The sequence below is a fragment of the Paenibacillus humicus NBRC 102415 genome (assembly GCF_004000905.1).
Classification (GTDB): domain Bacteria; phylum Bacillota; class Bacilli; order Paenibacillales; family Paenibacillaceae; genus Paenibacillus_O; species Paenibacillus_O humicus.
This window is the reverse complement of sequence record NZ_BIMD01000008.1, coordinates 63,619-87,856: the sequence shown is the minus strand read 5'-3', so window position 1 is coordinate 87,856 and position 24,238 is coordinate 63,619. Positions and strand designations below refer to the sequence as shown.

Genomic DNA, 24,238 nt, shown 5'->3' with positions numbered 1-24,238 from the left:
TTTCGCCGATCCCCTTCCCTTACGATAGAGCTATCAAAGCGCTCGCGCCTTGAACTACCAGGCAAAAGGGGATTAGAAACAGATGAAGACTCCGAAGTTCAAGAAAGCTTCGATCCTTGCCATGACGATGATGGTTCCGCTTCTTGCAACCGCTTGCTCCAGCAATGGCGGCGGCAACGCGCCGGCCGGCGAAGGCCAGAAGAGCGGCAGCGGCAAAAAGACGGAAATTTTGTTCTGGTCGCCGTTCTCCGGCTCCGACGGCCCGTTCATGAAAAAGATCGTGGACAAATACAACAGCTCCCAGGACAGCTACAAGGTCAACTTCGTCATCCAGCCGAACGGCGAGTACTACAAGCAGCTGGATGTGGCGCTCAGCACCGGCAAGGAGCGTCCGGACTTGATGATCATGCACGTGGACAGCGTGCCGACCTACCAGAGCAAGGACCAGCTGCAGCCGGTCGATGAGCTCGCCGCTTCCGCCGGCATCAATCCGGCGGACTTCGCGGAAGCCCCGGTCAAGTACGCCACGATCGACAGCAAGCTGTACACGATTCCGCTGGACATCCACCCGCTCGTCATGTACTACAACAAGGATCTGTTCGAGAAGGCCGGCATTACTGCGCCTCCGACGAACCGCGCGGAATTCGACTCGGCGGTGGAGAAGCTGACCGACAAGTCCAAGGGCGTCTACGGCTACGTGGTGCCGAGCCTGTGGCCGCAGCAGTTCATCTTCCCGTCGCTCGTCTGGCAGAACGGCGGCGAGCTGTGGAACGGCAGCGACGTCGCCTACAACTCTCCGGAAGCGGTCGAGATGGTGCAGTGGCTGCGCGGCATGGTCGAGAAGGGCATTTCCCCTGGCAACGTGCAGCAGGACGGCGAGAACACGCTGTTCCTCCAGGGCAAAAACGCCATCCAGTTCAACGGTCCGTGGATGAAGTCCCAATTCGACGAGGCCGGCCTGAACTACGGCGTCGCCGTCATTCCGCAGATCGGCAAAGCGAAGCAGGCGATCTATGCCGGCTCCCACGGCTTCGTCGTGCCGAAGGCCGTAACCGACGCGGACAAAATCGCGGGCATCGGCGATTTCCTGAAGTACGTCGCCGGCAACTCGCTCGACTGGGCCGAATCCGGCCAGGCGGTCGCCTCGCACAAGGTGCTCGAGAGCGCCGAGTTCAAGGCGATGGCGTTCCAGAGCACGGTCGCCGAAAGCTTCCCTTCCGTTCAATTCGCGCCGAACGTGCTGAACTGGGGCACGATCGTCGAGCCGATGTGGGGCGAGCTTAGCAACGCGATTCTGGGCAAGAAATCTCCGCAGCAAGCGATGGACGACGCCGTCGCGAAGTCCCGCCAGGCGATCAAAAAATAACGGCTTTCCAAACGTAATGAGGCGGAAGGGACGGGGAGCGCGGGCAGCCGCCTTCCCGTCCCTCCTTCCGTCCACGACTATCGGAAAGATGAAATGGAGGCATCGTCTATGAAAAGCGCCTGGACTTCCCGGCTGACCTCGTTCCTGTTCATTCTCCCCTATCTGGCCGCCTTCGGGCTGTTCCTGCTCTTCCCGATCCTGTACGGCGTCGTCATCAGCCTCCAGGATTTCGAGCTGCTGTCGGCGGAGCATGCCTTCGTCGGCTTAAGCAACTACATCACCATCTTCACTCCCGGCACCTACGAGAACAGCCTGTTCTTCAAAGGCTTGTGGACGACGGCTCAGTTCGTCCTGTACTCGGTGCCGCTGCTCATCGTCATCGGCCTCGGCCTCGCGATGCTGCTGAACGCGCTTCCCGCCCGGGTGCGCGGCTTGTTCCGCACGTTCTATTTCCTGCCGTACGCGCTGTCCGCTTCCGTCATGGCGGTCATCTGGCTCATGATGTTCGACACCAACGCCGGGTTCCTCAACAGCCTGCTCGCCAAGCTGGGCATGGCCGGAATCCCGTGGCTCACCGATACTCCCTGGGCCTGGATATCGCTGGTCTCCACGACGATCTGGTGGACGATCGGATTCAATATGATCATATTCATCAACGCGCTCAACGAGGTTCCGGAGGAGTATTACGAGGCGGCCTCGATCGACGGCGCCGGGCCCTGGTCCCGCTTCGTCTCCATCACGCTGCCGACGATCCGGCCCGTCCTGCTGTTCGTCATGATCACCTCGACGATCGCCTCCTTCAACATTTACGCGCAGCCGTTCCTGCTCACGCGCGGCGGTCCCGGCGATACGACCCGGGTGCTGCTCATCAATGTGCTCGACCAGGCGTTCGCGCGCAAGGATGTCGGCTCCGCCTCGGCGATGGCGATCCTCATGGCCGTGCTGATCATGGCCGTATCCGTCGTCCAGTTCAAGCTCACCAACCGGAAGGAGAAGGCATAGATGGCGAACCCGAAAACCAAACAAGCGATTCTTCTCCTGCTCGCTGCCGTCATCGCGCTGGTCATGGTCCTGCCGCTCGTATGGATGCTGTCGACCGCGTTCAAGAACGACTTCGAAGCGCTCTCGGGAAGAATGGATTTCCTCCCGCGCAAGCCGACCCTCGACAACTTCAAGCAGGGGCTGGGCGGCGAGCTGATGAATACGCCCGTGCTGCGCTGGATCGCGAACTCGCTGTCCGTCGGCGTCATCGGCACCGGACTCGTGCTGCTGATCGATTCCATGGCGGCCTTCGCGCTGGCCAGGCTGAACGATCTGCCGCTGCGCCGGGTGCTGCTGCCGATGTTCATCGCCTCGCTGATGATCCCGGGCGTGCTGACGTTCCTGCCGATGTATATGGAATTCAACTCCCTCGGCCTGATCAACACGTATCCGGCGCTCATCCTGCCTGCGACGGCCGGAGCCTTCGGCGTGTTCCTGCTGTACCAGTTCTTCGTGTCCTTCCCGAAGGAAATCGAGGAGGCGGGACGAATCGATGGAGTGAACAAATGGCAGCTGTACGCCCGCATTCTGCTGCCGTCGGCCGTGCCGATCATGGTGACGCTCGGCATCTTCACGTTCATGGGCATCTACAACGACTTCGTCTGGCCGCTGTACGCCACGACCTCGCCGGAGATGCGGACGATTACGGCCGGCATCGCAATGATGGCGACCGGCAGCTACACGCAGAGCTACGGCAAGCTGATGGCGATGACGACGATCGCGGCGCTTCCGGTCGTGCTGATTTTCATCCTGGGCCAGAAATCCTTCCTGCGGGCGATTACGAGCGCCGGCGTGAAGTAGCGCGGGGCAGCCGGCTCCGGGCCGGACAACATGAGAGCAAGGAGACGACCGATGTCAATACGAGGCAAAAGAGCTTTCCTGCTCGCGGCGGGAGCGCTTTTAGTCCTGATCGCAGGAGGAATCTATTGGATGCAGCAGCAGGGAGACGAAGAGAAAACGCTTTCGTATAATGGACATGGAGGCATGTTCAAGAACACGCTGGCCGAGATCGACACGCCGGATCCGAGCGTCGTCTACCGGGACGGGTTCTATTACATGACATTCACGCACAATGGAGCCGACATCATGGTCATGAAATCCAGAACGCTGGATTTCCGCGCCGCAGAGCGCAAGGTCGTCTGGTATCCGCCGGCGGAAACGGCTTATTCGGCCAATCTATGGGCGCCTGAGATCCAGTATCTCCAAGGGAAATGGTACATCTATTTCGCCGCCGACGACGGGGACAACGCCAATCACCGGATGTATGTGCTGGAAGGCGAAAGCGGCGATCCCATGGGCAGCTATGCCTTCAAGGGACAGATCAAGGACGACAGCGATAAATGGGCGATCGACGGGCTCGCGATGGAGCATGAAGGCAAGCTGTACTTCGTCTGGTCGGGCTGGGAAGGCGACGTGAACGAAGCCCAGAACACGTATATCGCGCCGATGAGCGATCCTTGGACGATCAGCGGGCCGCGGGTGCTGCTGAGCCGCCCGGAGCTGGACTGGGAAAAGGCCGGAGGCCCGCCTTACATCAACGAAGGCCAGTCGCTGCTGTACAAGGACGGCCGCGCCTTCATCGTGTATTCGGGAGCGGGAAGCTGGACTCCGCTCTACAGTCTCGGGCTGCTGGCGCTGAAGCCGGGCGGCAATCCGCTGGAGCCTTCCGACTGGACCAAGGCGCAGGAGCCGCTGCTCGCCATGGACGAGGAGGCCGGCGTCTACGGACCGGGGCATAATTCCTTTGTCCCTTCGCCGGACGGCAGCGAGGCATGGCTCGTCTATCATGCGACCTCCGGCGCGGCCGACGGCTGGAACAACCGCAAGGCGCGGGCTGCGCGGGTGGAATGGGACGAGAACGGGCTGCCGGTCTTCGGCAAGCCGCAATCGCTGGCGACGCCGCTCCGGATGCCGTCCGGAACGGGCGTCTTCCAGGCGAAGGACGCCGTCCGGGACGGAGATCGGCTCCTCTTCGGCGCGATCCCGTCGACGGTGGAGGCCGGCGCTCCGGTGCGGGTTCATTATCGGAACGCCGGGGGAAGCGAGGCCGCTGCGAGCATCGGCAGCGAAGCGGGAGGAGCGGCGGAGCTGAAGCTGGCCCCGACGGATGCGGACAGCATCGGCTACGCCTATGCGCAGGTTGGGTTGCGCGAAGGGATGAACGAGCTGGCGGTGGAGGCGGCAGGCAGCGGCGTGGAGGTGCTTGCCGTGGAAATTCCGCGTTATGAAGCCGAATGGGCGGCGTTCGGTGGCGATGCGGCGGAGGAGGAGAATCCGTATGCCTCCAGGGGCGCGGCTGCCGGATTGTACGGCGAGGGAGATACGCTGCGGTTCGCGAATGTGAGCGTGCCTCGCGGCGGCAAGTATACCGTATCCGTGGCCGTCCTGAACCCTTCCGAAGGAGCGGAGCTGTCGCTCGCCGCGAACGGCGGGCGCAAGAAGGCCGTGAAGCTGAAGGCGCAGGAGCGCAATGCGCGAGGCGTGTACGAGGCGGAGCTGGAGCTGGCGGCCGGGGAGAACGAGCTTGTTCTCTTTGACAGCCGAGGAAGCTTCATTATAGATTATGTGGATATATGGAGAAGGCCCGGCTGACGGGTCTTCCCGGGACAGCGGACCGAATAGGACCGGAAGAGCGGGCCGTACCCGGAATGCGGGGAAGGATGCCGTCAATCTCAATCATTCCGCTTGAAGACAGCGCGAGACGGGGGAGCATGCAGCATGACAGGCAGCCGAGGCAGCAGGAACAGGAACAGTCGGATCGGATATGGGAATCGAACGATAAGGCGGATCGCGCTGCTGATGGGCGCTTCGATCGCCGTCGCGGCCGCAGCGGGCTGCTCCGGAGAGAAGCCGGCCGAGAAGCTGCCGGATCCCGTCCAGCCGGTCGTGCTGGAGTATTGGACCCCCTTCAGCGGCGGGGACAATATTTTCATGACGGAGCTCGTCGAGAAGTTCAACGCAGAGCATGAGGACATCCGGGTCGAGCAGATCAATTCCCGGCTGGACGACTATTACTCGCGCCTTCGGACCGCCATCCTGGCCGGCAACGCGCCGGACCTGGCTATCGTCCATGCGACGAACCTGCCGCAATTTGTCCAGAACGGCTACATCGAGAAGCTGGACGGGCCGGCTGCGGAGACGGGGCTCGACTGGAGCATGTTCAATGCAAATATCGCGGAATCGACTCTGTACGGCGGCGGCCATTACGCGGTTCCGCTCGACACGCATGCGCTGGTGCTCTATTACAACAAGAAATTTCTGCGGCAGGCCGGGCTTCTCGATGCGGAGGGCAGGCCGATTCTGGAGCCTGGAGAGCAGGGCTTTGCGGGCTTCCTGGAGCGGATCAAGGAGCGCGTTCCGTCCGGCATCGCTCCGCTTGCCCTGCCGAGCACGAGAATCGATTCCGTCTGGCTGTGGTGGAGCCTGTACAACCAGATCGACGGCGGCGGCCGGTTTTTCAGTCCGGACGGGACGAAGGCTGTCTTCGACAATTCCGATTCGCTGCGGGCGCTGGAGTTCGTGGACGGACTCTACAAGCGGGAGCTTATTCCTCCCGGCATCAACGATGCGTTCAAGATGTTCCATGACGGAGAAGCGGCGGCGCTCATTACCGGCATGTGGGGAACAGGAGCATTCGAGAAGGCCGAAGGCCTGGAGCTCGGCGTCATTCCTTTTCCCGTTATTTACGATCATCCTGCGGTATGGGGAGACACGCACACGCTGGCTCTGCCTGCCAAGGCGGGCCTGACGCCGGAGAAGCGGAAAGCCGCGCTGACGTTCGCCAAGTGGGCGGTCGACAACGGCGTCATGTGGGCGGAGGCCGGGCATGTCCCGAGCTCCAAGAAGGTCGTGGCGAGCGAAGCGTTCTCGGCGCTCAAGTTCCGCAGCGACTATGCGGCTACAGCCAACTACGTCGTTTATTGGCCTCGCCATGTCAAGCAGTGGACGATGATCGAGAAGCTGATCTCCGAGTGGGAGAAGATGATCTACCGTCAGCAGACTCCGGCGCAGGCGCTGGAGCGGGCGGCGGCGAGCGTGGATAATCAGCTGGGCAAGTAGGCATCGCGGCGGAAGGGGAGAAAGGAATTTGAAGGCATTCGGCAACTGGTTCCGCAATCTGGAGCTGGCGCGCAAGCTGATTCTCATCAATGTCGTTTTCATCGTGCTGCCGCTTGGCCTGATGGGGTATCTCGCCTTCTCCCGCTTCTCCGCAACGACGGAAGCCAAGGTGGGCGATTACCAGCTCCAGACGCTGAAGCAGATGACGCTGAATATCGACACCTATATGAACGAGCTCAACCGCCTGACGGTGATGCCTTATCAGTATCCCAAGGTGACCGCTTATCTGGAGTCGAAGCGGGCGCCGGGCCAGGCGCTGTCGCTGGAGGAGATCAACGAGCTGAACAGCTTCGTCACCCAGGTGTTCCTGAACGGGCGCGTCGACATTCTCGGCGTCTCTCTCTACGGCCAGGGCGGAGCGTCTTACGTCGTCCTTCCGGAGAGCCAGTACGTGACGACCTACAAGCTGGACGAAAGCGCCGAGTGGCTGGACCGGTTCAAGGGCCAATACGGCGAGCCGGTCTTCATCGCGACCCATGACGTCCGGTCGACCGGTGGCAACGTGTACCAGGCGTTCTCGATCGCCCGCGAGCTGCGCAGCTTCGACAGCGGCCAGTCGCTCGGCTATATCGTGATCGACGTGGATCCGAAGTTCATCCGCGAGATTCTGTCCAAGGTGAAGCTGGACCCGGAGGAGTCGCTCTACATCGCCGACCGGTCCGGCAACCTCGTCATCCGCAAGGATGACGGGGGAAGAGAGATGGCTCCCGGGCTGTACCTCGGGCGCACCGGGGAAGGCGTCAGCCATGTCCGCAATGACGGGCGCGGGCTGCTGGTCTCCCATTTCACCTCGGAGGTGACCGGCTGGACGACGGTCGGCATCGTGCCGGTGGCGAGCCTGATGAAGGATACGGATACGCTGCGGACGTTCATCATCGGCATCGGCGCGACGAGCGTCGGGCTTGCGCTGCTGCTGTACGTGTTCATCGCCTACCGGATTACCCGGCCGCTGCGCAAGCTGAGCCGCCTCATGCGGAACGTCGAGCGGGGAGAGCTCGGCCAGAGCTTCCCTGCAGAGGGACGGGACGAGATCGGAGCGCTCGGCCGCTCCTTCAACGAGATGGTCGCCAAGCTGAGCGAGCTCGGCTACCTGCTCTACGAGACCGAGATCCGCGAGAAGGATGCCCAGATCGCGGCTTTGCAGAGCAAGATCAACCCGCATTTTCTCTACAATACGCTCGGGTCGATCAGCATGTACGCGGAGATGGAGGGCAGCCGCGAAATCATCACGATGTCGAACAATTTGAGCCGGCTTCTGCGCTACAGCCTGAGCGGACGCAAGGAGCGGGTGACGCTGAAGGACGAGCTCGACCATGTCTCCGGGTACATGAAGATTCAGCAGATGCGCTACGAGGAGCGGATCAAGTTCACGATGGATGCCGATCCCTCGCTGCTGGATTGCGAGGTCATCCCGCTCATCATTCAGCCGCTCGTGGAGAACGCGATCAACCACGCTCTGGACAAGGGTGCGGGCCAGGGGCGGATCGCGCTGACGGCGGAGGCGGCGGGGCAGGTGCTGGAGATTGCGGTAGCCGATGACGGGATCGGAATGAACGCGGAGGCGCTGGAAGGGCTCCGCGCCCACCTGCAGAGCACCAAGGAGCTCGGCGGCCAGTCGGGCAACGGCCTGCTCAACGTCCACCGGCGGATCGTGCTTCACTATGGCGAGGAATACGGCCTGACCTTGGAGAGCATGCCCTATCAGGGCTTCCGGGTCGCGCTCCGGTTTCCGCTGCTTCATCATGCAGGCGCCAGATTGGAGGAGATCGGGTAAATGCCGAAAATATTGATTGTCGATGACGAGTCGATCTTCCGCAGGGGGCTCCGCAAGATGATCGCCGGCCTCGACGAGAGCTGGGAGATCGTCGGCGAAGCCTGCGACGGGTACGAAGCGCTGGATAAAATCGAGGAGCTCGCTCCCGACGTCCTGCTGACGGATATCCGCATGCCTCGCATGGACGGCATTCAGCTGCAGCAGATGGCGGGCAGCCGGCGCCAGGAGCTGCTGACCGTCGTTGTCAGCGGCTACGACGATTTTGCCTACGTCCAGCAGTCGATGCGCCAGGGGGCGATGGACTATCTGATGAAGCCGGTCGAGCGCGAGGAGCTGTCCCAGGTGCTGGAGAGGCTCAAGGCAGAGGTGGAGCGGCGCCGGAAGTCCGCCCGTTCGGAGACGGGCTGGGACGCGCAGCCGGCCGTGCGGCGCCATATGACGGAGCATCTGGCCGAATCCCTGCTGTCGGGCAGGGTGGATGAGAGCGAGCTGCGGCTGCTGGAGCAGATGGGCATAGCGCTCCCGCATCCGTACTTCGTCTGCATGGTCATCAAGCTCGACAAGCAGTCGGTCGGGGAGGAGCGCTACCGGAGCGGCGACGCTTCGCTGTTCCAGCTGTACATCCGGCAGTTCGTGCAGGAAATGCTGGACCGGCACGCCAAGGGGCTCAGCTTCGTGCTGTCGGATTCGAAGGTGGTCGCGCTCATCAATCTCGAGCGGCCGGAACCGCTGCCGAGCCGTTCGGATTCGCTGGCGGACATGATCCGCAGGCAGATCTCTTCCCTGTCGCGGCTTACGGTGACGATCGGAGTCGGCCGGCCGGCCGAGGGGCTGGCCGGCATTCCGAAGGCGTACGGCGAAGCCGAAATCGCGCTGCTGCACCGGCTCATCGTCGGCGGCGACAGCGTGCTGGACTATGCCGAGGTCGCCGGGAGCGGCCGTGCGGACGACGAGGCCGCGAAGCGTTCCGCCGACAGCCTGGAGAAGGCGGTCATGGAAGGCCGGAGCGAGATCATCGCGGCCATGGCGCGCCAGTGGATCGACGAGCTGTGCGGCACGGCCCGCACGCCGGAGAGCATCCACCAGCAGCTGTGCAAGCTGCTGATCCGCTACTACGAGCTGGCGGAGGAGCTCGGGGCGGCGGGCGCCTGGCTGGACCGTTCGGATATCGGCAGGATGCTCGTCGAGATTTGCGCCATCACCTCCCGGCAGGAGCTCGCGGAGCGGCTCGAGGAGCTGCTGTGCCGGCTTGCGGAGGCGATCCAGCAGTCGAGGGAGCAACAGGACCGGGACCCGATCGCGGCGGCGAGCCGCTACATCGAGGCGAACTTCCGGGAGGCGCTGACGCTGAAGGACGTCGCGGACGAAGTGTTTTTGAACCCGGCTTACTTCAGCAATCTGTTCAAGCAGCGGACGGGGGTCACCTTCATCGAGCAGCTGACCCGCGTCCGCACGAGAGAGGCCCAGCGCAAGCTCGCCTTCACCAACGAGAAGATCAATGCGATCGCAGAGGAAACCGGATTCGCCCATGTGCGGCATTTCAACCGGGTGTTCAAAAGCCGGCTCGGCGTCTCGCCCAAAGAATACAGGGACAGCATGCGCGCGGGCGGCGATCGTCCGCTGGCATGAGTTCAATGCTTACGCAAATGAGGCCAATTCGGCGTGCAAATGTGGACGATGCCGGCGCGCAAATGAGGCCAATGCCGACGTTTAATTGAGGCTATGTTGCGAACGGATGAGGCCTATGCCGAAGGGCATCAGTCCCGAATCGGCAAGTTGGATAAGATCCATGCTTAAAAGTGCTTGAGGACCACAACGGTGAGTGCATGAGGTCTATAACAATGAGTGGAGGAAATTTCGAATGGTAGATCAGCATCGCGCGGAGTATCCGAGGCCGCAATTCGCCAGGGAGAGCTGGATCAATCTGAACGGGGAATGGGAATTCGGCTTCGACGACGCCGGAGAAGGAGAGAGGAAAGGCTGGCATAAGGGTGAGACGCCTTTGGAGCGCGTCATCCAGGTGCCCTTCGCCTTCCAAAGCAAGCTCAGCGGCATCGGAGATCCGGAGTTCCACGACATCGTCTGGTACCGCCGGGAGCTGGAGCTTCCCGAGCCGTTTGCAGGCAAGCGGATTCGGCTTCATTTCGGAGCGGTCGACTACGACGCCTCGGTATGGGTGAACGGGATCCTCGTCGCCCGCCACGAGGGAGGGCATACGCCGTTCAGCGCGGATATCACCGCTGCCCTGCATGATGGCGGGGAGAAGAACCAGCTCGTCGTGAAGGCGGCCGATTACAGCAAGGACGTCACGCTTCCGCGGGGCAAGCAGTACTGGAAAAGCGACTCGGCAAGCATCTTTTACACCCGCACGACCGGCATCTGGCAGACGGTATGGATGGAGGCGGTCTCCGAGACCTCGCTGGGCAAAGTGAGATTCACGCCGGATATCGACCGCCAAACGGTGGAAATCCGTTCCTGGGTGCAGGGGCCGCTGAGAGACGGATTGACGCTGCAGGTGGACATTTCGTTCCAGGGCGAGCCGGTTGCCAGCGATACGTTCTCGGTTCGCGGCGCGCATGAAGCCCGCAGCATCCGGCTGGCGGACTTCAACGACCACGGTCTCGGCCGGTGGTGGTCGCCGGAGCGGCCGAACCTGTACGACGTCCGGTTCAGCCTGCTGGACGGGGAAGAGGTTCTCGACGAGGTGGCGAGCTACTTCGGGATGCGCAAAATCTCGATCGAGAGCGGCAGGCTGTGCCTGAACAACCGGCCTTATTTCATGAAGCTGGTTCTGGACCAGGGGTATTTCCCGGACGGCAACCTTACGCCGCCGAGCGACGAGGCGATCCGGCGCGATGTCGAGCTGACCAAGGAAATGGGCTTCAACGGAGCCCGCAAGCACCAGAAGCTGGAGGATCCGCGCTATCTGTACTGGTGCGACAAGCCGGGCCTGCTTGTATGGGGCGAGGCGGCGAATGCGTACGAATATTCGGAGGAATACGTGCGGCGCTTCACCCAGGAATGGCAGGAGAGCATCGAGCGGGATTACAATCATCCGTCCGTCGTCGTCTGGGTGCCGCTCAACGAGAGCTGGGGCGTGCCGAACATCGCCGTCGACAAGCGGCAGCAGGAGCATGCCCAGGCGATGTACCATCTGACAAGGTCGCTTGACGCGACGCGTCCGGTCATCTCCAACGACGGCTGGGAGATGGTGAGCACCGACCTGTTCAACATCCACGACTACGAATGGCGCCGCGAGGTGCTGGAGAAGCGCTATTCCACGGCGGAAAACGCCGTCTCGGCATCGCCGGCCGGACGCGTGCTGGCGGTGGACGGCTTCCCTTACCGCGGACAGCCGATCCTCGTGACGGAGTTCGGCGGCATCGCTTACAAGAAAAGCGACTGGGAAGGCTGGGGCTATTCCGGAGCGGAGAACGACGAGGACTTTGCGGCCCGGCTGAACGCGGTCATATCGCCGCTGCTTCTGTCCGGATGCGTGCAGGGATATTGCTATACGCAGCTGACGGACGTGGAGCAGGAGATCAACGGCCTGCTGACGTACGACCGTCAGCCCAAGCTGCCGCTGGAGACGATCCGGACGATCAATGAGGGACGCTGGCAGGAATAGAATCAGGCGGAGGACTGTTCCGCTAGCCGCTTTCTTGACCTTTCAACCGAATGTAAAACCGGAATAAGGCGAGAAAACCGTCTTATTCGCTTATCCGGCCTCAGCCCTCGGTGCAGGGCTTTCCACTTGCACTGGAGATGAAGGCGAGGTCGGATTTTCTGCGGCAGAAGGAGCCGGAACTGCGGCTTGAATAAACAGCAAAACCCGGCTCCGAGAGAGCCGGGTTTTGCTGTTTAAAGGATTCGCTGAGATGAGATGGCCGCCGCATGTGTTTCATATTCCCCAACCCAGGCTCGGGGAGAACGCGACGACTGAAAATCACCCAGCTAAAGCGGTCCCCTGGGGATCAGCTCTTTGGCTCGGCGCCGTTCAGCTTCGAGGCTGCGCTTGCCGCATAAGCGGACAACACCCGCAGCGGCCATATGTACCGGCTGCTGTGATAGTTCAGGTACACATGGCCGGGCAAGCCGCCGCCGGTCGGATAGCGGCTGCGCCAGTCGTCCGCCTCCAACAGCTCGATCAGGCATTCGATGCCCCGATCGATGGCGACGGGGGGCGAGGAGGGATGAGCCATCAATCCTTCGAGCGCCCAGGCGGTTTGCGATGGCGTGCTTGCTCCGAGCGCACGGTATTCTGAAGCGACGTCGCTGAAGCAGGATTCGCCCCAGCCGCCGTCCGCATTCTGCACGGAGAGGAGCCAGTTCATGCCGCGGTAGAGGGCGGAGGCGCTGCGCTTGGCGCGCATGGCCATTAGACCGGTGATCGCTGCGCCGGTGCCGTGCACATAGGCGATTCCCCAGCGTCCCGGCCAGCAGCCGGAGCGCTGCTGCTGCTTCAGGATCCAGGCGGCTGCACGGACAGCGGCATCGCCATGCGGATCCTGTCCGCCTTCTCCGGGGTCCACCGCCGCGCTTACCCAAGAAGGAGCCGGGTCATTCCGGCGGCTTGACCACGCAAGCGTGCGGGCGGTCAGGTCGACCGTAGAAGGATCGGTGACGATCTGCGAGGCCTGCTCGAACTGGATAAGCCCGATCAGCGGGCTTCCGGATTCACGCTCAAAGGCCGGCCAGCCGCCGTCTTTGTTCTGCATCGACCACACCCAGCGGTCCCCTCGTTCGCGGGCTTCATCCGGGAAAGCATCCGCTGCGGGAATCCTTTGGAGCATCGAGAGAGAGGCTGTCGTATCGTCGATATCCGGATAGCGGGTGTTCACATCCGAGAATCCCCAGCCTCCGGGCGGCGTGCGAGGATTGCGGCGAGCCCAGTCGCCCTTGGCCGTCTGCTGGCGGGAGGCTATATATCCTGCCGCCCGCTGCAGCGCGTCATGATCTGCGGAAAGTCCACTTTCATGCAGCACGCAGCCCAGCATCGCCGTATCCCATACGGTCGAGGAGGCGATCTGCAAATGGGAGATCTCGTGACGCGGATCATCCCATACGAGCGACCGGATTCCGTCGAGGCCGCGCCTTATGACCTCGTGGCTTGGCGGGTAGCCGATGGAGACGAGAGCTGCGATCATGAGGATGGTGGCGGTGGAATAGGTGAGCAGAGTGCCGTTCGGCTCTATCCGGTCGAGCATGAATTTCTCGCCCTTGTCCAGCGATGCCGGGTAGAGAGGGGAATGGCCGGCAGCGAGCGCCTCGGCCATGCCGGCAAGCGGCCCCGGAAGCGAAGGAGGCTTCAGAAAGCTCCTGCTCTCTCCGGCCGCGAGCTCCGAGAGATTGGGCAGGCGCCCATCGCCGAGCTTGAAGCTGCCGGAGGCCAGCATGAGCACCGGCACGAGATGAACGCGGGCATGGCCGGACAGATCGAACAGGCTGAGCGGCAGCCAGGACGGGGCGAGCAGCGTCTCGACCGGAATGCGCAGAACCCGCGGCCAATCCAGCTGGCCGGTCATGCAGAGCAGCACCTGGGTCATCATCGTCCGTACTTCTCCAAGCCCGCCTCGTGCGAGAATGAAGCGGCGGGCGTTGACCATCCGCGGATCGCCGTATTCGTAATAGCCGGTGGCGAGCAGCGCGTAATAGGCTTCCACGGTCGACTCCAGATGGCCTTCCTTCTGATCCTCATGCAGCTTCCAGCCTCCGCCGTCTTCCTGAAGCACGGCAATGCGCTGCGCGATCCGCCGAGCCAGCTCGCGATGATCCTCCATCCAATCCATCGCCTTCAGCAGGATCAGCAAAAAAGCATCGCTCATGACGCCGCTCTCGCAGCACAGCCGCCATGCGCCGTCGGGACTTTGCCGCTCCAGAAGCTCTTCCCGGAGCCGTTCTGCCGTTTCCTTCGCCTGTACGCTCCATTTCATTTCGACTCACCTCGGTTTCAGCAAGGATAATCATCGCGTTCAACAAGGATATTCATCGCGTCGGAGGCACTTGTCCAATCATGAGCGCCATGTTCCGCACGGGTTGAACCATACGTTCGTGTGAGGAGATGAAAGACGTGCCGGTTGCCGGAGGAGGCGGATGGACCCGCACAAGCCTCATTCTTGTCCTGTTCATTGGGCTTGTCATCGTCGACCGGGTCGGGTTCGTACACGCGAGCAGCGATAAGAAGGGCGGGCTGCCGGGAGGCGTCCTGACGCAGGCAAAGGCTGTGCCGGCCGCTGGACCGCACGAGGTCCGGCGGGGCGCAGCCCTTTTGGCGCGTCGTGAGGCGGCGTCATGCCAACCGCCAAGAAACGGCCAATGGCATAACGCCGCGAGTTGGCCAATGGCATGACGCCGCGAAGCAGCCAATGGCATGACGCCGCGAGGCAGCCAATGGCATGAATGCCTCGAGCCGGCGCTCGCCTCGTCAGGACGAGCCAGGAGGCTGCCTGCCGGGCCTCAGCCTGCCGGCTTCGCGAAGAACCGCTTGAGGGCATCATAGACCTCGCTTTTGTCGCGGATGACGGAGAACAGGAATTTCTTGTCCTGGATATGCTTGTAGGCGGACATCAGGGTGCTGCTCCGGTTGTACTGGTTGACCTCGCCATAGCCGAACAGGTTGGAACGCTTCATCAGCTCGTCGATCAGCTTGATGCATTTCTCGTTGTCCGAGGTCAGGTTGTCGCCGTCGGAAAAATGGAAGGGGTAAATATTCCAATTGGCTGAAGGGTAGCGGCTGTCGATGATGTCGAGAGCCTTCTGATAGGCGGACGAGCAGATCGTGCCGCCGCTCTCGCCGCGGGTGAAGAACTCCTCCTCGGTCACTTCCTTCGCTTCCGTATGGTGGGCGACGAATACGATCTCGACATGCTCGTATTTGCGGCGCAGGAACTTGGTCATCCAGAAGAAGAAGCTGCGGGCGCAGTATTTCTCGAACGAGCCCATGCTGCCGGATGTATCCATGAGGGCGAGCACGACGGCGTTGGAGTGGGGCTTCATGACCTCCTGCCACGTTTTGTAGCGCAGATCCTCCGGAGTGATCCCCCCGATGCCTTGACGTCCCGCGTTGGCGTTGCGCCGAAGGTTTTCAAGCAGCGTGCGCTTTTTGTCGATGTTGCTCATGATGCCTTTTTTGCGGATATCCTGAAACACGATGTCGGCGGCTTGAACGTTCTCCTTCTGCTTCTGCTCCAGCCTTGGCAGCTCCAGCTCCTCGAACAGCAGATCCTCCAGCTCATCCATGGTGACCTCGGTCTCGAAATAATCCTCGCCGGCCTGATCCCCCGCCCCTTGCCCTTTGCCTTTGCCCTTGGCTGCGGAAGGGTCCACGCCAAGAACGTCGCCTACCTGGGAGTCCCCGTCTCCTTGTCCGACATGCTGCTGCTTGTTGTGATTGTAGACGAAGCGGTACTCGTCGATGCTTTTTACCGGCACCTTGACGGTTTCGCGCCCATTCGAGAGGATGATGCTTTCGTCGGTGACGATATCTTTCAGATTTTGCTTGATGGCCTCGCGCACCTTCTGCTGATGGCGGGTCTGGTCCTGATAGCCTTTGCGATGCAGGGACCAATCCTCGCGGGAGACGATGGACAGCGGTTCCGTCATAGCCGCTCACCCCACTATGTGTATTTCAGAGCCTGTAGGACCTGTTCTCCAAGTATATTCATGGGGAGGGGATTCATTACCGAATGCAGGCGCAGGGCGAGGCGTCTGCTTGGCGCTGGACGAGCCTTCAAGGGGATATGGTATAATGGGAACATTCGCGAGCCGGATTACGTGCTTGCAAGAAGAGGTGAAGCCGCATCATGTTTCCCCGTTATATCGCCTACGGCTCGGTCCATGCCCTGATCTCCGTCGCGCTCGGAGCGTTCGGAGCCCATGGGCTCAAGGACCGCCTTACGAGCGACATGCTGGACGTATTCGAGACCGGCGTCCGTTATCAGATGTATCATGCCATCGCCCTTATCCTCATCGCCTTCGCCGCCAGCCGTCTGGGAGAGATCCGGGCCTTGCGCAACGGCGGCCGGCTCATCAATGCGGGCATCTTCCTCTTCTCGGGAAGCCTGTACGTGCTGAGCATGAGCGGAGACACTTGGCTCGGAGCCATCACGCCGCTCGGAGGACTCTGCTTCATCGCCGGCTGGGCGCTGACCGCCTGGGCCGCCTGGAGCGCCCGGGGCCGTTCCTGAAGAGCGGGCAGCCGCCCGCGGATGAGGCCTTGAAAGCAAAAAAAATGCGGCGGCACCTTTGCGGTGCCGCCGCATTTGCAACAACAGGGAATGGAAGAGGACCGCAGCCGCCAACGGGCGCGCTGCATGCTTGCTAGCTGAAGTCGTCGATTTCCTGGAGCAGGAACGTGTAGACCTGCTTCTCGTCGACATGATAGACGGTGATGAGCTCGTTCTCGATGTTGAGGATTCTTCCCGGAATGCTCATGCGGACGCCCTTGCCCTTGTTGATGCTGAGCCGGACGAGAGTTTTTTGTTCCATATGATGCAGCAGGGTGGACGTGACGCCGGAGGATCCGGAGCCGCTGGAAGGCTGTGCGGCCTCGGTCGATCCGGAGCCTGCCTTTCTCATCCCGGACGGAATGTCTTCCTCGGGGAACGAAGCGCCGACGAGGGAGCTCCTGCCGATCTTGTAGGTGCTTATGCCTGCCGATTGCAGCAGCTGCTTGAGCCTGGCCTCGGCAAGGTCCCGGGTAACCGCGTCAATGATGAGATCCGCCTGGAAGGAATAGGTATTTGGTCCTTTATCGTTCATGATGTATGTAGTTCCTCCGAACTTGATAGAGATATTGGTATAACTATATCATCAGATTACCTAATGACATAGACCTATTTTTGGAGGCGGGATTTGCAGTGAAATTGGTTTTGGAATTTGGGCAATAAGGTAGATGACCATGACGATCGAACCGTGGCGCGGAATGGAAATCAGGGATATTCTGGAAGATAAAAGGAAGTCGATTAATAGAGGAGGTTTTCCGAATGTCCGCAGGCATATTGGAAAGATTGCGCGAGGAAACGGCGCCCAGCCATGAGCAGCTGGAAAGCAATGCATATGCCAGAGCCATCATGGATCAGACGATGACTCTCCAGCAATACAAGCAGTATTTGGAGCTGTTCTACGGCTTCATCAAGCCGATGGAGGCGATCGTGCTGGCAGCCCCGGCAGCGGAAGCATGGGGCATCGATTTCTCCAGGCTCGCCAAGCTGCCTTTGCTGGAGCGGGATTTCACGGAGCTCGGCTATTCGAGGACGGACATCGAATCCATTCCCGTCTGCGGTTCCCTTCCGGATGTCTCCGTCCCGGCGCGCATGCTCGGTTACCTGTATGTCATGGAAGGCTCCACGCTCGGCGGACAGGTCATCAGCAGGAAGCTGGCTTCCGGCTTGCAGCTCGCCCCCGAATCGGGATTGTCGTATTTCTACGCCTACGGTCCCGACACGAGGGCGAGATGGGGCGAGATGAGGGAGCTGCTCGTTCGGGAAGGCTCCGAGCCGCGGCAGGGCGGCGAAATGGTCGAGGCGGCAAAAGAAACGTTCGCTCTTCTGGATGCCTGGATTCATGCACGCCTTCAAGAGCAGGCCGTATAGCAAAGAGTGCGGGAGGCCTGAGCGGCTATGAAAGAGGACGGAAACGCGAATGAGCATGAGCTGCTGGACAGAACCCTTCTGACGGAAGGCGATTTCGTCCCGCAGGACGACAACATCGATTTGACGAACTGCGACAAGGAGCCGATCCATATTCCCGGACGCATCCAGCCGCATGGCGTATTGGTGGCCGTGACGAGGGAGGACGGCTGCCGGATCGGCACGTGCAGCGCCAACACCGAAGAGATGCTCGGCATCGCTGCCGGCAAGCTGCTCGGAACGCCTTTGGCCGATCTGATCGGGGAGGAGCGGGTCAGGGAGCTGCTTTCTCTGGACTTGCGGGCATCCTCGACCTCGGAGCTGCAGCATGTAAAAATTGAAATCGAAGTAAGAGGCGTTCTGACGCCATTTTACGGCATCGCCCATGAAAGCGAAGGGCTGCTCATCCTGGAGATGGAGCCCTCCGGGGAGGACAGCGGTCCGGCTGCTCGGGATTACCGCTGGATCAGCCTGTTTTTCGGGCGCATCAAGCAGACGCAGAGCCGGGTGGAGGCGAGCCATGCGGCGGCCGAGCTCGTGCGCGAGATGCTGGGCTACGACAGGGTCATGATCTATGAGTTCGATAAGGAGTGGAACGGCAAGGTCATCGCCGAATCCAGGGAGCCGGACATGGAGCCTTTTCTCGGCCATCATTATCCCGCCTCCGATATTCCCAGGCAGGCAAGAGAGCTGTACCTGCGCAATTGGCTCCGCACCATCGTGGACGCAGGGTACAAGCCGGTCGATATCATCCCGGCGGGGCATCCGCTTACGGGCAAGCCGCTGAATCTCAGCCTCTCCGTGCTCAGAAGCGTTTCGCCTCTGCATATCGAATATTTGCAGAATATGGGCGTAGGGGCTACGACCACGATATCGCTGATTCACGGCAGCGAGCTGTGGGGGCTGATCACCTGCCATCATCGTTCTCCCAAGTACGTCCCGCACCGGATCCGCAGCCTGTGCAACTTTCTCGGGGCTTTCTTCTCCAATGAGCTGTATCAGCGCCAGCAGCTGGACGACTACTCGGAGGCGCTCCGGCTGAAGACCTCCGCGTCGCTGCTGTCCTCGATCCTGATCGGCGTCCAGGATCCGCTGAGGCTTCATCAGCGGCTGGAAAAGGAAAAGGACAGCCTGCTCGGACTGATGTCCGCGACAGGCGCGGCCGTCAGCTTCCGCGGGCAGCTGATGCTGTTCGGCGATGCGCCGCTGCCGTCCCATGTGCGGGAGCTGGCGGAATGGCTGGAGAAGCAGAGCGTGGACTATACCTACCATACCTCTCGGCTGAGCAAGGAATTCGGTCCGGCTGCCGCATACAGGGAGAAGGCTTCCGGAGCGCTGTTCCTATCCCTCTCGCCGGACATGCGGGAGTATATCATCTGGTTCCGGCCGGAGCTCATCCAGGTGGTCGATTGGGCGGGGGATCCCGCCAAGTCGGTCATCCGGACCGATGACGGCATCCGTCTGTCGCCCCGCAAATCCTTCGAGAAGTGGCGGCAGGTCGTTCAAGGAACTTCCGCGCCCTGGAAGCTGTCCCAGCTGAGCGCCCTGCCCGAGCTCAAGGCCGTCGCCCTTCGGCATGCCGAGGAGCAGCTGGCGCGCGCGGAGGAGCAGGCCGAGCAGAACGCCCGGGTCATGCGGGAAAATGAAGAGCGCTATCTTCAGCTGATGGAATATTCCCCGGTTCCCTTCCTCACCGTGACCGGAGGCAGGATCGTGTACGGCAACCATCAGGCGATGCGGCTGCTCGGCTTCGACAGCGCCTCGGAAATCAGAGGCGGATCGTTGATTGAGGCGCTGGGTCCGGAGAACCCGGCCGAGCTGCTGGCGGCACTGGAGAGGCTGGAGCAAAATCCGCTGCAGCTGGAAACCTGCCGGGGACGATTCCGGGCGGGCGGCGGAGCCTTGCGCCTTCTGGATCTGACCTTTGCGACGGTCGTCCATTCCAGGCAGCCGTCCATGATGGTCATTGCCCGCGAAAGCTCCTCCCTTCCCGAGACGGATCTGTTCACGGACGCGCAGGACCAGCTGCAGATGTACATGACGACCGATCCGCTCACGGATATGCAGAACCTCCCTTCCTTCGAGCAGTCTCTCAAGCTGGATTGGGAGCAATCGTTGCTGTCGGGCAGGCCCGTCGCGCTGCTTCTGATCGACATCGACGATTTCCGCACGTACAACAAGCTGCAGGGTCTGCGAAGCGGAGATGTATGCCTGCAGTGGGTCGGGGATGCCCTTAGCGTGCTGGCGGACCGCAGCGAAGCGAATATCGCCAGGTTGACCGGCGGGACGTTCGTCATGAAGCTGGAGGCGGAAGAAGCCGAGGCTCTGCTTCTCGCCGAGCAAATCCGGACCAATGTCATCTCGCTGCAAATTCCTCGGGATCCATCGCAAGCCGGAGGCTTCATTACGGTCAGCATCGGCATATCGGTGAAATTAGCGGATTCCTCCCTGGAGGGCGGGGTGCTCATGAAAGAGGCCAGAGAGGCTTTGGTCCAGGCCAAAAACGAAGGCAAAAACCGTATCCGGGTGGCGGGACGCTAAGTCTGGACCGACGCCCCATCCGAGATCGCCACTAAACCATAGATTCCCTGCTTTCCCTATGATCGAGGCCGCTGCCGCTCTGTTGACGGCGGCCTCGGCTGTCGACGCCGCCATAGTCGAAGATCCGGCATTCACCTTCTCCGACACGCCGCGCATACAATACGGAAGTGCTGAGAAGGGAGGTGGCCCATTGTCATGATGCAGATGGTACCGGTTGCTCTCGGAGACGGAAAAACCGCGATCGGCATCGAGGTGAAGCTGCCTAAGACGACGCTGCTCGCTGTAACGACGGATAAAGGATACATCATGTGCGGAGCGCTCGACGTCGCTTTGTTCGACAGCAACCCCAAGCTGAAGGAACGGGGAGTCGTCGCTGCGCGCGCCGTCGGCGTCCGGACGCTGGAAGAGCTGCTGGACGCTCCGCTGGAATCGGTGACGGAGGCGGCTCGGGAAGCCGGCCTCTATGTAGGCATGAAGGGAATCGAAGCCGTCCGGCAGCTGGCTTGACGGAAAGGCGGGCGCATTCCCAAAACAGGGGATGAAGCAGGATGGCAAGGAAGGGCGGAGGGGATGCCGCCCTTTTTTGTTGTTTTTTTGGAAAATCGGCCGTCCCGCTAGAGGGATTGATCCGTTCGTTGATGAAATAGACACAATCAATTTCCTGGAGGGAGAATGAATGCGTCCATTTGCCAATGAAGAGTGGTTTTCTGCAATCCTTCCGAATTCCAACGTGCCGTTGAGCGGGATGATGAGCATTTCGGGACACGGCCATATCTTATACATTTATGAAAATTTGGACCGATACATCCAAAACGCCGTTGCGTTTGTCCGCATGGGAATCCAGCAGGGGCATCAGACCTTAATCATCGAATCCGTGACGCGATATCAAACCATCCGCAAGCTGCTCTCCCGCCAGATGGATGAGAGCCAGCTTGCCCTTGTCCATCATATCGATCGGGAAGAGCTGTACCGGATGGACGGAGGGTTTCGGAGCGGCATCTTCATGGAGAGATTTTCCCGCGCCGTGGAAGCCTATCAGAAACACGGCCTGTTGCTGCGTACATGGGGCAATATTCCGCTCAAGGATGTGCAGGAGATCAGCTGCGAGCTCGACGCCATGGAACATTTGGCGGATGAATGCGTAGACGGAAACGGGCTGATCTCCGTATGCGCCTATGACGGCAGGCAAATATCGGCCGCCTTCCAGCTTGCGCTGCTGCGGAGCCATGAATATCATATGACCGACGAGGAATTCGTCGCGTCCAGCCTGTACTTGCGGCGCTCCGACATATACCCGTCCCTGGCCGTGCAGAACGAGCATCAGCTCGACATGGACCGCAGCAAGCAGGAAGCGAGCCTGATGCGGAGCCAGCTGCTGGCGACGAAGCATCAGCTGGAGTCCTTCATTACCCGGAACCTGGACCCGGTGCTTATTCTGGACGACCATGATCTGGCCGTCAGCGTCAACCAGGCTTTCGAGACGACATTCGGCTGGACCAAGGATGAGCTGGTCGGGATTCCCAGCCATGCGATGCCTCTGCTCCCGGACGAGAGAACCTTCGAGGTGCGGCGCAATAAATCGATCATTGCCGCCGGGGGAAGCATCGAGGGATACGAATCGGAGCGTGTCACCAAAGCCGGCGTCCGCCTCCATGTCATGGTGTCCAGCTTTCCGCTGCACGACTCCGAGGACAGGATCAGGGGCCGGGCTGTCATCATCCGCGACATTACCGAGAGAATGCAAGCCCAGGAGCTGCTGATCCGCTCGGAGAAGCTGTCGATCGCAGGGGAGCTGGCGGCCGGCATCGCCCATGAGATCCGCAATCCGGTCACGGCGCTCAAGGGCTTCCTTCAGCTCCTTCAGTCCGGAAGCACGGAGAAACGGGATTATTTCTATGAAATCATGGCTTCGGAAATCCGCCGAATCGAGCAGATTCTCAGCGAGCTGCTCATGCTGGCCAAGCCTCAGGCGGTCCACTTTGAAGCGAAGGATATAAGGCTTCTGCTGGAGGATGTCGTCACGCTGCTGAACGGGCAGGCGATCCTGAACGACGTGCAGATCGTCACTTCCTTCAGCGACGAGGAAATGATGATCATGTGCGAGGAAAACCAGCTGAAGCAGGTGTGCATCAACATGATCAAAAATGCGATCGAGGCGATGCCGAGAGGCGGCAGCCTGATAATCGACGCCCGGATGAATCCATCCGGACGAGGCGTGATGGTCAGTTTCATCGATGAGGGCTGCGGCATTCCGGCCCATTTGCTGGAGAGGCTCGGCCAGCCGTTCTATACGACCAAGGAAAAAGGGACCGGCCTCGGGTTCATGGTCAGCAAAAAGATTGTCGAAAACCATGGCGGCACGGTCGCCGTGCACAGCGAGGAGAACAAAGGAACGACGATCGTCGTCAGGCTGCCGCTGGACGGGGAGCGGACGGGCAATGACGAGTGAGGGAGTCCGCCGACCGGAAGCGGAGCCTGAGGCTGGGGAAGCGATGCATGGGATTTGAGCGGCTTTCATCCCGCAGCCGTTCCATGCCGCTCAGGGCCGGGCACAAAAAGCCGCCATGGAAATCTCCATGGCGGCTTGCTGCTGGATGGGGCCTTATCCCTGGCGGAGCTCCTCGAACAGCTTTTTGAGGTTTTCGCCGTAGGGCGGCCGGATGACGCCTTTTTCGGTAATGATGGCGGTGACGTATTCGGCAGGCGTCACATCGAAGGCCGGGTTGTACACCTTGACGCCATGAGGGGCGGTGCGCTTGCCGAAGCCCTCGGTCACTTCCTCCGCGTGGCGCTCTTCGATCGGAATCTCCGCTCCGGTAGGCGTGCCGAGATCGATGGTGGAGAGAGGGCAGGCGACATAGAAAGGAATTCCATGCGCCTTGGCGAGCACAGCGACGCTGTACGTGCCGATCTTGTTGGCGACATCGCCGTTGGCGGCGACGCGGTCGGTGCCGACGATGACGGCGTCGATCCAGCCCTTGCTCATGACCATGCCGGCCATGTTGTCGCAGATCAGCGTCACGTCGACGCCCGCCTGCTGCAGCTCGAACGCGGTCAGCCGCGCTCCCTGGAGGACGGGACGAGTCTCGTCCGCAAATACTTTGAGCGAGATTCCGCGCTCCTGAGCGAGGTAGAACGGAGCCAGCGCCGTGCCGTACTTCGCGGTGGCGAGCCCGCCCGCGTTGCAGTGGGTCAGGACGCCCATGCCGTCGCGCATGAGCTCCAGCGCATGCTCGCCGATCATCCGGTTCGTCGCCTCGTCCTCGCTTTGGATGGCGATCGCCTCATCGAGCAGGCTTTGCTTGGCCTCATCGAGGGTGACGGCGCTTTGGGCCAGCTCCGCCGCGCGTGCTTTCATGCGGTCCAGCGCCCAGAACAGGTTGACGGCCGTGGGGCGGCTCGTCGCTAGATAACCGGCTTTCTCGTTTACGCGGCCAAGCCAGGCGGCGAGGCTGTCCTCCGCCTGGAAGGGCTGGCCGGGCAGTCCGCTGCCGAGCACAAGCCCGTAGGCGGCGGCGATGCCGATGGCGGGGGCTCCCCTTACTTTCATATGTCGGATCGCTTCCCAGACGCCTTCGGCATCCGTCAAGGGAAGATAGACGGTCTCCTCCGGAAGCAGGCGCTGGTCAAGCAGCTGAAGCTGGCTTCCCGCCCAAATGAGGGATTGCAGGCCGGGGTAGGCGGCTGCGCTGTCGGTCATGATGGTTCCTCCGTTCATTATGCCTGTCCGGCGATCGTGCCGGCGGAGCCGGCTTCCGGGCAAGGTGT

Annotated in this window: 17 protein-coding genes; 13 read left to right on the top strand and 4 right to left on the bottom strand. The window is 61.3% G+C overall.

Going from position 1 to position 24,238, the window contains the following annotated elements; translation table 11 throughout:
* The first annotated feature begins 82 nt into the window (after positions 1-82).
* The 8 genes from PHU01S_RS08005 (at position 83) to PHU01S_RS07970 (ending at position 11,928) form a co-directional block, all read left to right on the top strand.
* Positions 83-1,366, top strand: coding sequence for an ABC transporter substrate-binding protein (locus PHU01S_RS08005; RefSeq protein ID WP_048749367.1), 1,284 nt, complete (start codon positions 83-85; stop codon positions 1,364-1,366).
* 108 nt (positions 1,367-1,474) lie between these two features.
* Positions 1,475-2,368, top strand: coding sequence for a carbohydrate ABC transporter permease (locus PHU01S_RS08000; RefSeq protein ID WP_048749370.1), 894 nt, complete (start codon positions 1,475-1,477; stop codon positions 2,366-2,368).
* Positions 2,369-3,208 (top strand): carbohydrate ABC transporter permease, encoded by an 840-nt coding sequence (locus tag PHU01S_RS07995; RefSeq protein WP_127507023.1) that lies wholly within the window; start codon positions 2,369-2,371, stop codon positions 3,206-3,208.
* Positions 3,209-3,259: 51 nt separating this feature from the next.
* Positions 3,260-4,999 (top strand): family 43 glycosylhydrolase, encoded by a 1,740-nt coding sequence (locus PHU01S_RS07990; protein WP_246029171.1) that lies wholly within the window; start codon positions 3,260-3,262, stop codon positions 4,997-4,999.
* A gap of 126 nt (positions 5,000-5,125) precedes the next feature.
* Entirely contained in the window at positions 5,126-6,466 is a 1,341-nt protein-coding gene (locus PHU01S_RS07985; protein WP_246029170.1) for an ABC transporter substrate-binding protein, read from the top strand.
* Between the two features lie 28 nt (positions 6,467-6,494).
* Positions 6,495-8,300, top strand: coding sequence for a cache domain-containing sensor histidine kinase (locus PHU01S_RS07980; protein ID WP_246029169.1), 1,806 nt, complete (start codon positions 6,495-6,497; stop codon positions 8,298-8,300).
* Entirely contained in the window at positions 8,301-9,929 is a 1,629-nt protein-coding gene (locus PHU01S_RS07975) for a response regulator (RefSeq protein ID WP_127507021.1), read from the top strand.
* A gap of 232 nt (positions 9,930-10,161) precedes the next feature.
* Positions 10,162-11,928 carry a glycoside hydrolase family 2 protein gene (locus PHU01S_RS07970; protein WP_127507019.1) on the top strand — a complete coding sequence of 589 codons (1,767 nt, stop codon included), beginning with the start codon at positions 10,162-10,164 and terminating at the stop codon, positions 11,926-11,928.
* Positions 11,929-12,274: 346 nt separating this feature from the next.
* Here the strand turns inward: PHU01S_RS07970 and PHU01S_RS07965 are convergent, their stop codons facing one another.
* Both PHU01S_RS07965 and yhbH read right to left on the bottom strand, forming a co-directional pair.
* Positions 12,275-14,233: a squalene/oxidosqualene cyclase gene (locus tag PHU01S_RS07965; protein WP_127507017.1), complete on the bottom strand. Its 1,959-nt coding sequence runs from the start codon at positions 14,231-14,233 to the stop codon at positions 12,275-12,277.
* Between the two features lie 523 nt (positions 14,234-14,756).
* A complete protein-coding gene (yhbH, locus tag PHU01S_RS07955) occupies positions 14,757-15,902 on the bottom strand; it encodes a sporulation protein YhbH (RefSeq protein WP_021879980.1) in 1,146 nt (381 codons plus the stop codon).
* A gap of 200 nt (positions 15,903-16,102) precedes the next feature.
* Here yhbH and PHU01S_RS07950 point away from each other — a divergent pair, with 200 nt between their 5' ends.
* A complete protein-coding gene (locus PHU01S_RS07950; RefSeq protein ID WP_048749378.1) occupies positions 16,103-16,486 on the top strand; it encodes a DUF423 domain-containing protein in 384 nt (127 codons plus the stop codon).
* A gap of 133 nt (positions 16,487-16,619) precedes the next feature.
* Here the strand turns inward: PHU01S_RS07950 and PHU01S_RS07945 are convergent, their stop codons facing one another.
* On the bottom strand, positions 16,620-17,060 hold the full coding sequence (locus PHU01S_RS07945) for a hypothetical protein (protein WP_049867886.1): 441 nt from the start codon (positions 17,058-17,060) through the stop codon (positions 16,620-16,622).
* A 224-nt stretch (positions 17,061-17,284) separates the two neighbouring features.
* Between PHU01S_RS07945 and PHU01S_RS07940 the strand changes: the two genes are divergently transcribed.
* The 4 genes from PHU01S_RS07940 to PHU01S_RS07925 all read left to right on the top strand — a co-directional run bounded on the left by PHU01S_RS07940 (position 17,285) and on the right by PHU01S_RS07925 (position 22,919).
* The gene (locus PHU01S_RS07940; protein ID WP_048749380.1) at positions 17,285-17,893 is read left to right on the top strand and encodes a biliverdin-producing heme oxygenase; all 609 of its coding nucleotides are present in this window, start codon (positions 17,285-17,287) and stop codon (positions 17,891-17,893) included.
* Positions 17,894-17,920: 27 nt separating this feature from the next.
* Positions 17,921-20,470 (top strand): diguanylate cyclase domain-containing protein, encoded by a 2,550-nt coding sequence (locus PHU01S_RS07935; RefSeq protein ID WP_127507013.1) that lies wholly within the window; start codon positions 17,921-17,923, stop codon positions 20,468-20,470.
* A 195-nt stretch (positions 20,471-20,665) separates the two neighbouring features.
* A complete protein-coding gene (locus tag PHU01S_RS07930; protein ID WP_048749383.1) occupies positions 20,666-20,977 on the top strand; it encodes a YunC family protein in 312 nt (103 codons plus the stop codon).
* A 169-nt stretch (positions 20,978-21,146) separates the two neighbouring features.
* Positions 21,147-22,919 carry an ATP-binding protein gene (locus tag PHU01S_RS07925; protein ID WP_021879987.1) on the top strand — a complete coding sequence of 591 codons (1,773 nt, stop codon included), beginning with the start codon at positions 21,147-21,149 and terminating at the stop codon, positions 22,917-22,919.
* A 153-nt stretch (positions 22,920-23,072) separates the two neighbouring features.
* On the opposite strand, the gene mtnA is transcribed toward PHU01S_RS07925, so the two are convergent.
* The gene (mtnA, locus tag PHU01S_RS07920; RefSeq protein WP_048749386.1) at positions 23,073-24,170 is read right to left on the bottom strand and encodes an S-methyl-5-thioribose-1-phosphate isomerase; all 1,098 of its coding nucleotides are present in this window, start codon (positions 24,168-24,170) and stop codon (positions 23,073-23,075) included.
* Between the last annotated feature and the right edge of the window lie 68 nt (positions 24,171-24,238).

What these genes read in the sequence shown, in the direction of transcription:
- PHU01S_RS08005 (WP_048749367.1), top strand. Translation starts at nt 83, where the DNA reads ATGAAGACTCCGAAGTTCAAGAAAGCTTCGATCCTTGCCATGACGATG.
- PHU01S_RS08000 (WP_048749370.1), top strand. Translation starts at nt 1,475, where the DNA reads ATGAAAAGCGCCTGGACTTCCCGGCTGACCTCGTTCCTGTTCATTCTC.
- PHU01S_RS07995 (WP_127507023.1), top strand. Translation starts at nt 2,369, where the DNA reads ATGGCGAACCCGAAAACCAAACAAGCGATTCTTCTCCTGCTCGCTGCC.
- PHU01S_RS07990 (WP_246029171.1), top strand. Translation starts at nt 3,260, where the DNA reads ATGTCAATACGAGGCAAAAGAGCTTTCCTGCTCGCGGCGGGAGCGCTT.
- PHU01S_RS07985 (WP_246029170.1), top strand. Translation starts at nt 5,126, where the DNA reads ATGACAGGCAGCCGAGGCAGCAGGAACAGGAACAGTCGGATCGGATAT.
- PHU01S_RS07975 (WP_127507021.1), top strand. Translation starts at nt 8,301, where the DNA reads ATGCCGAAAATATTGATTGTCGATGACGAGTCGATCTTCCGCAGGGGG.
- PHU01S_RS07970 (WP_127507019.1), top strand. Translation starts at nt 10,162, where the DNA reads ATGGTAGATCAGCATCGCGCGGAGTATCCGAGGCCGCAATTCGCCAGG.
- PHU01S_RS07965 (WP_127507017.1), bottom strand. Translation starts at nt 14,233, where the DNA reads ATGAAATGGAGCGTACAGGCGAAGGAAACGGCAGAACGGCTCCGGGAA.
- yhbH (WP_021879980.1), bottom strand. Translation starts at nt 15,902, where the DNA reads ATGACGGAACCGCTGTCCATCGTCTCCCGCGAGGATTGGTCCCTGCAT.
- PHU01S_RS07950 (WP_048749378.1), top strand. Translation starts at nt 16,103, where the DNA reads ATGTTTCCCCGTTATATCGCCTACGGCTCGGTCCATGCCCTGATCTCC.
- PHU01S_RS07945 (WP_049867886.1), bottom strand. Translation starts at nt 17,060, where the DNA reads ATGAACGATAAAGGACCAAATACCTATTCCTTCCAGGCGGATCTCATC.
- PHU01S_RS07940 (WP_048749380.1), top strand. Translation starts at nt 17,285, where the DNA reads ATGTCCGCAGGCATATTGGAAAGATTGCGCGAGGAAACGGCGCCCAGC.
- PHU01S_RS07935 (WP_127507013.1), top strand. Translation starts at nt 17,921, where the DNA reads ATGAAAGAGGACGGAAACGCGAATGAGCATGAGCTGCTGGACAGAACC.
- PHU01S_RS07930 (WP_048749383.1), top strand. Translation starts at nt 20,666, where the DNA reads ATGATGCAGATGGTACCGGTTGCTCTCGGAGACGGAAAAACCGCGATC.
- PHU01S_RS07925 (WP_021879987.1), top strand. Translation starts at nt 21,147, where the DNA reads ATGCGTCCATTTGCCAATGAAGAGTGGTTTTCTGCAATCCTTCCGAAT.
- mtnA (WP_048749386.1), bottom strand. Translation starts at nt 24,170, where the DNA reads ATGACCGACAGCGCAGCCGCCTACCCCGGCCTGCAATCCCTCATTTGG.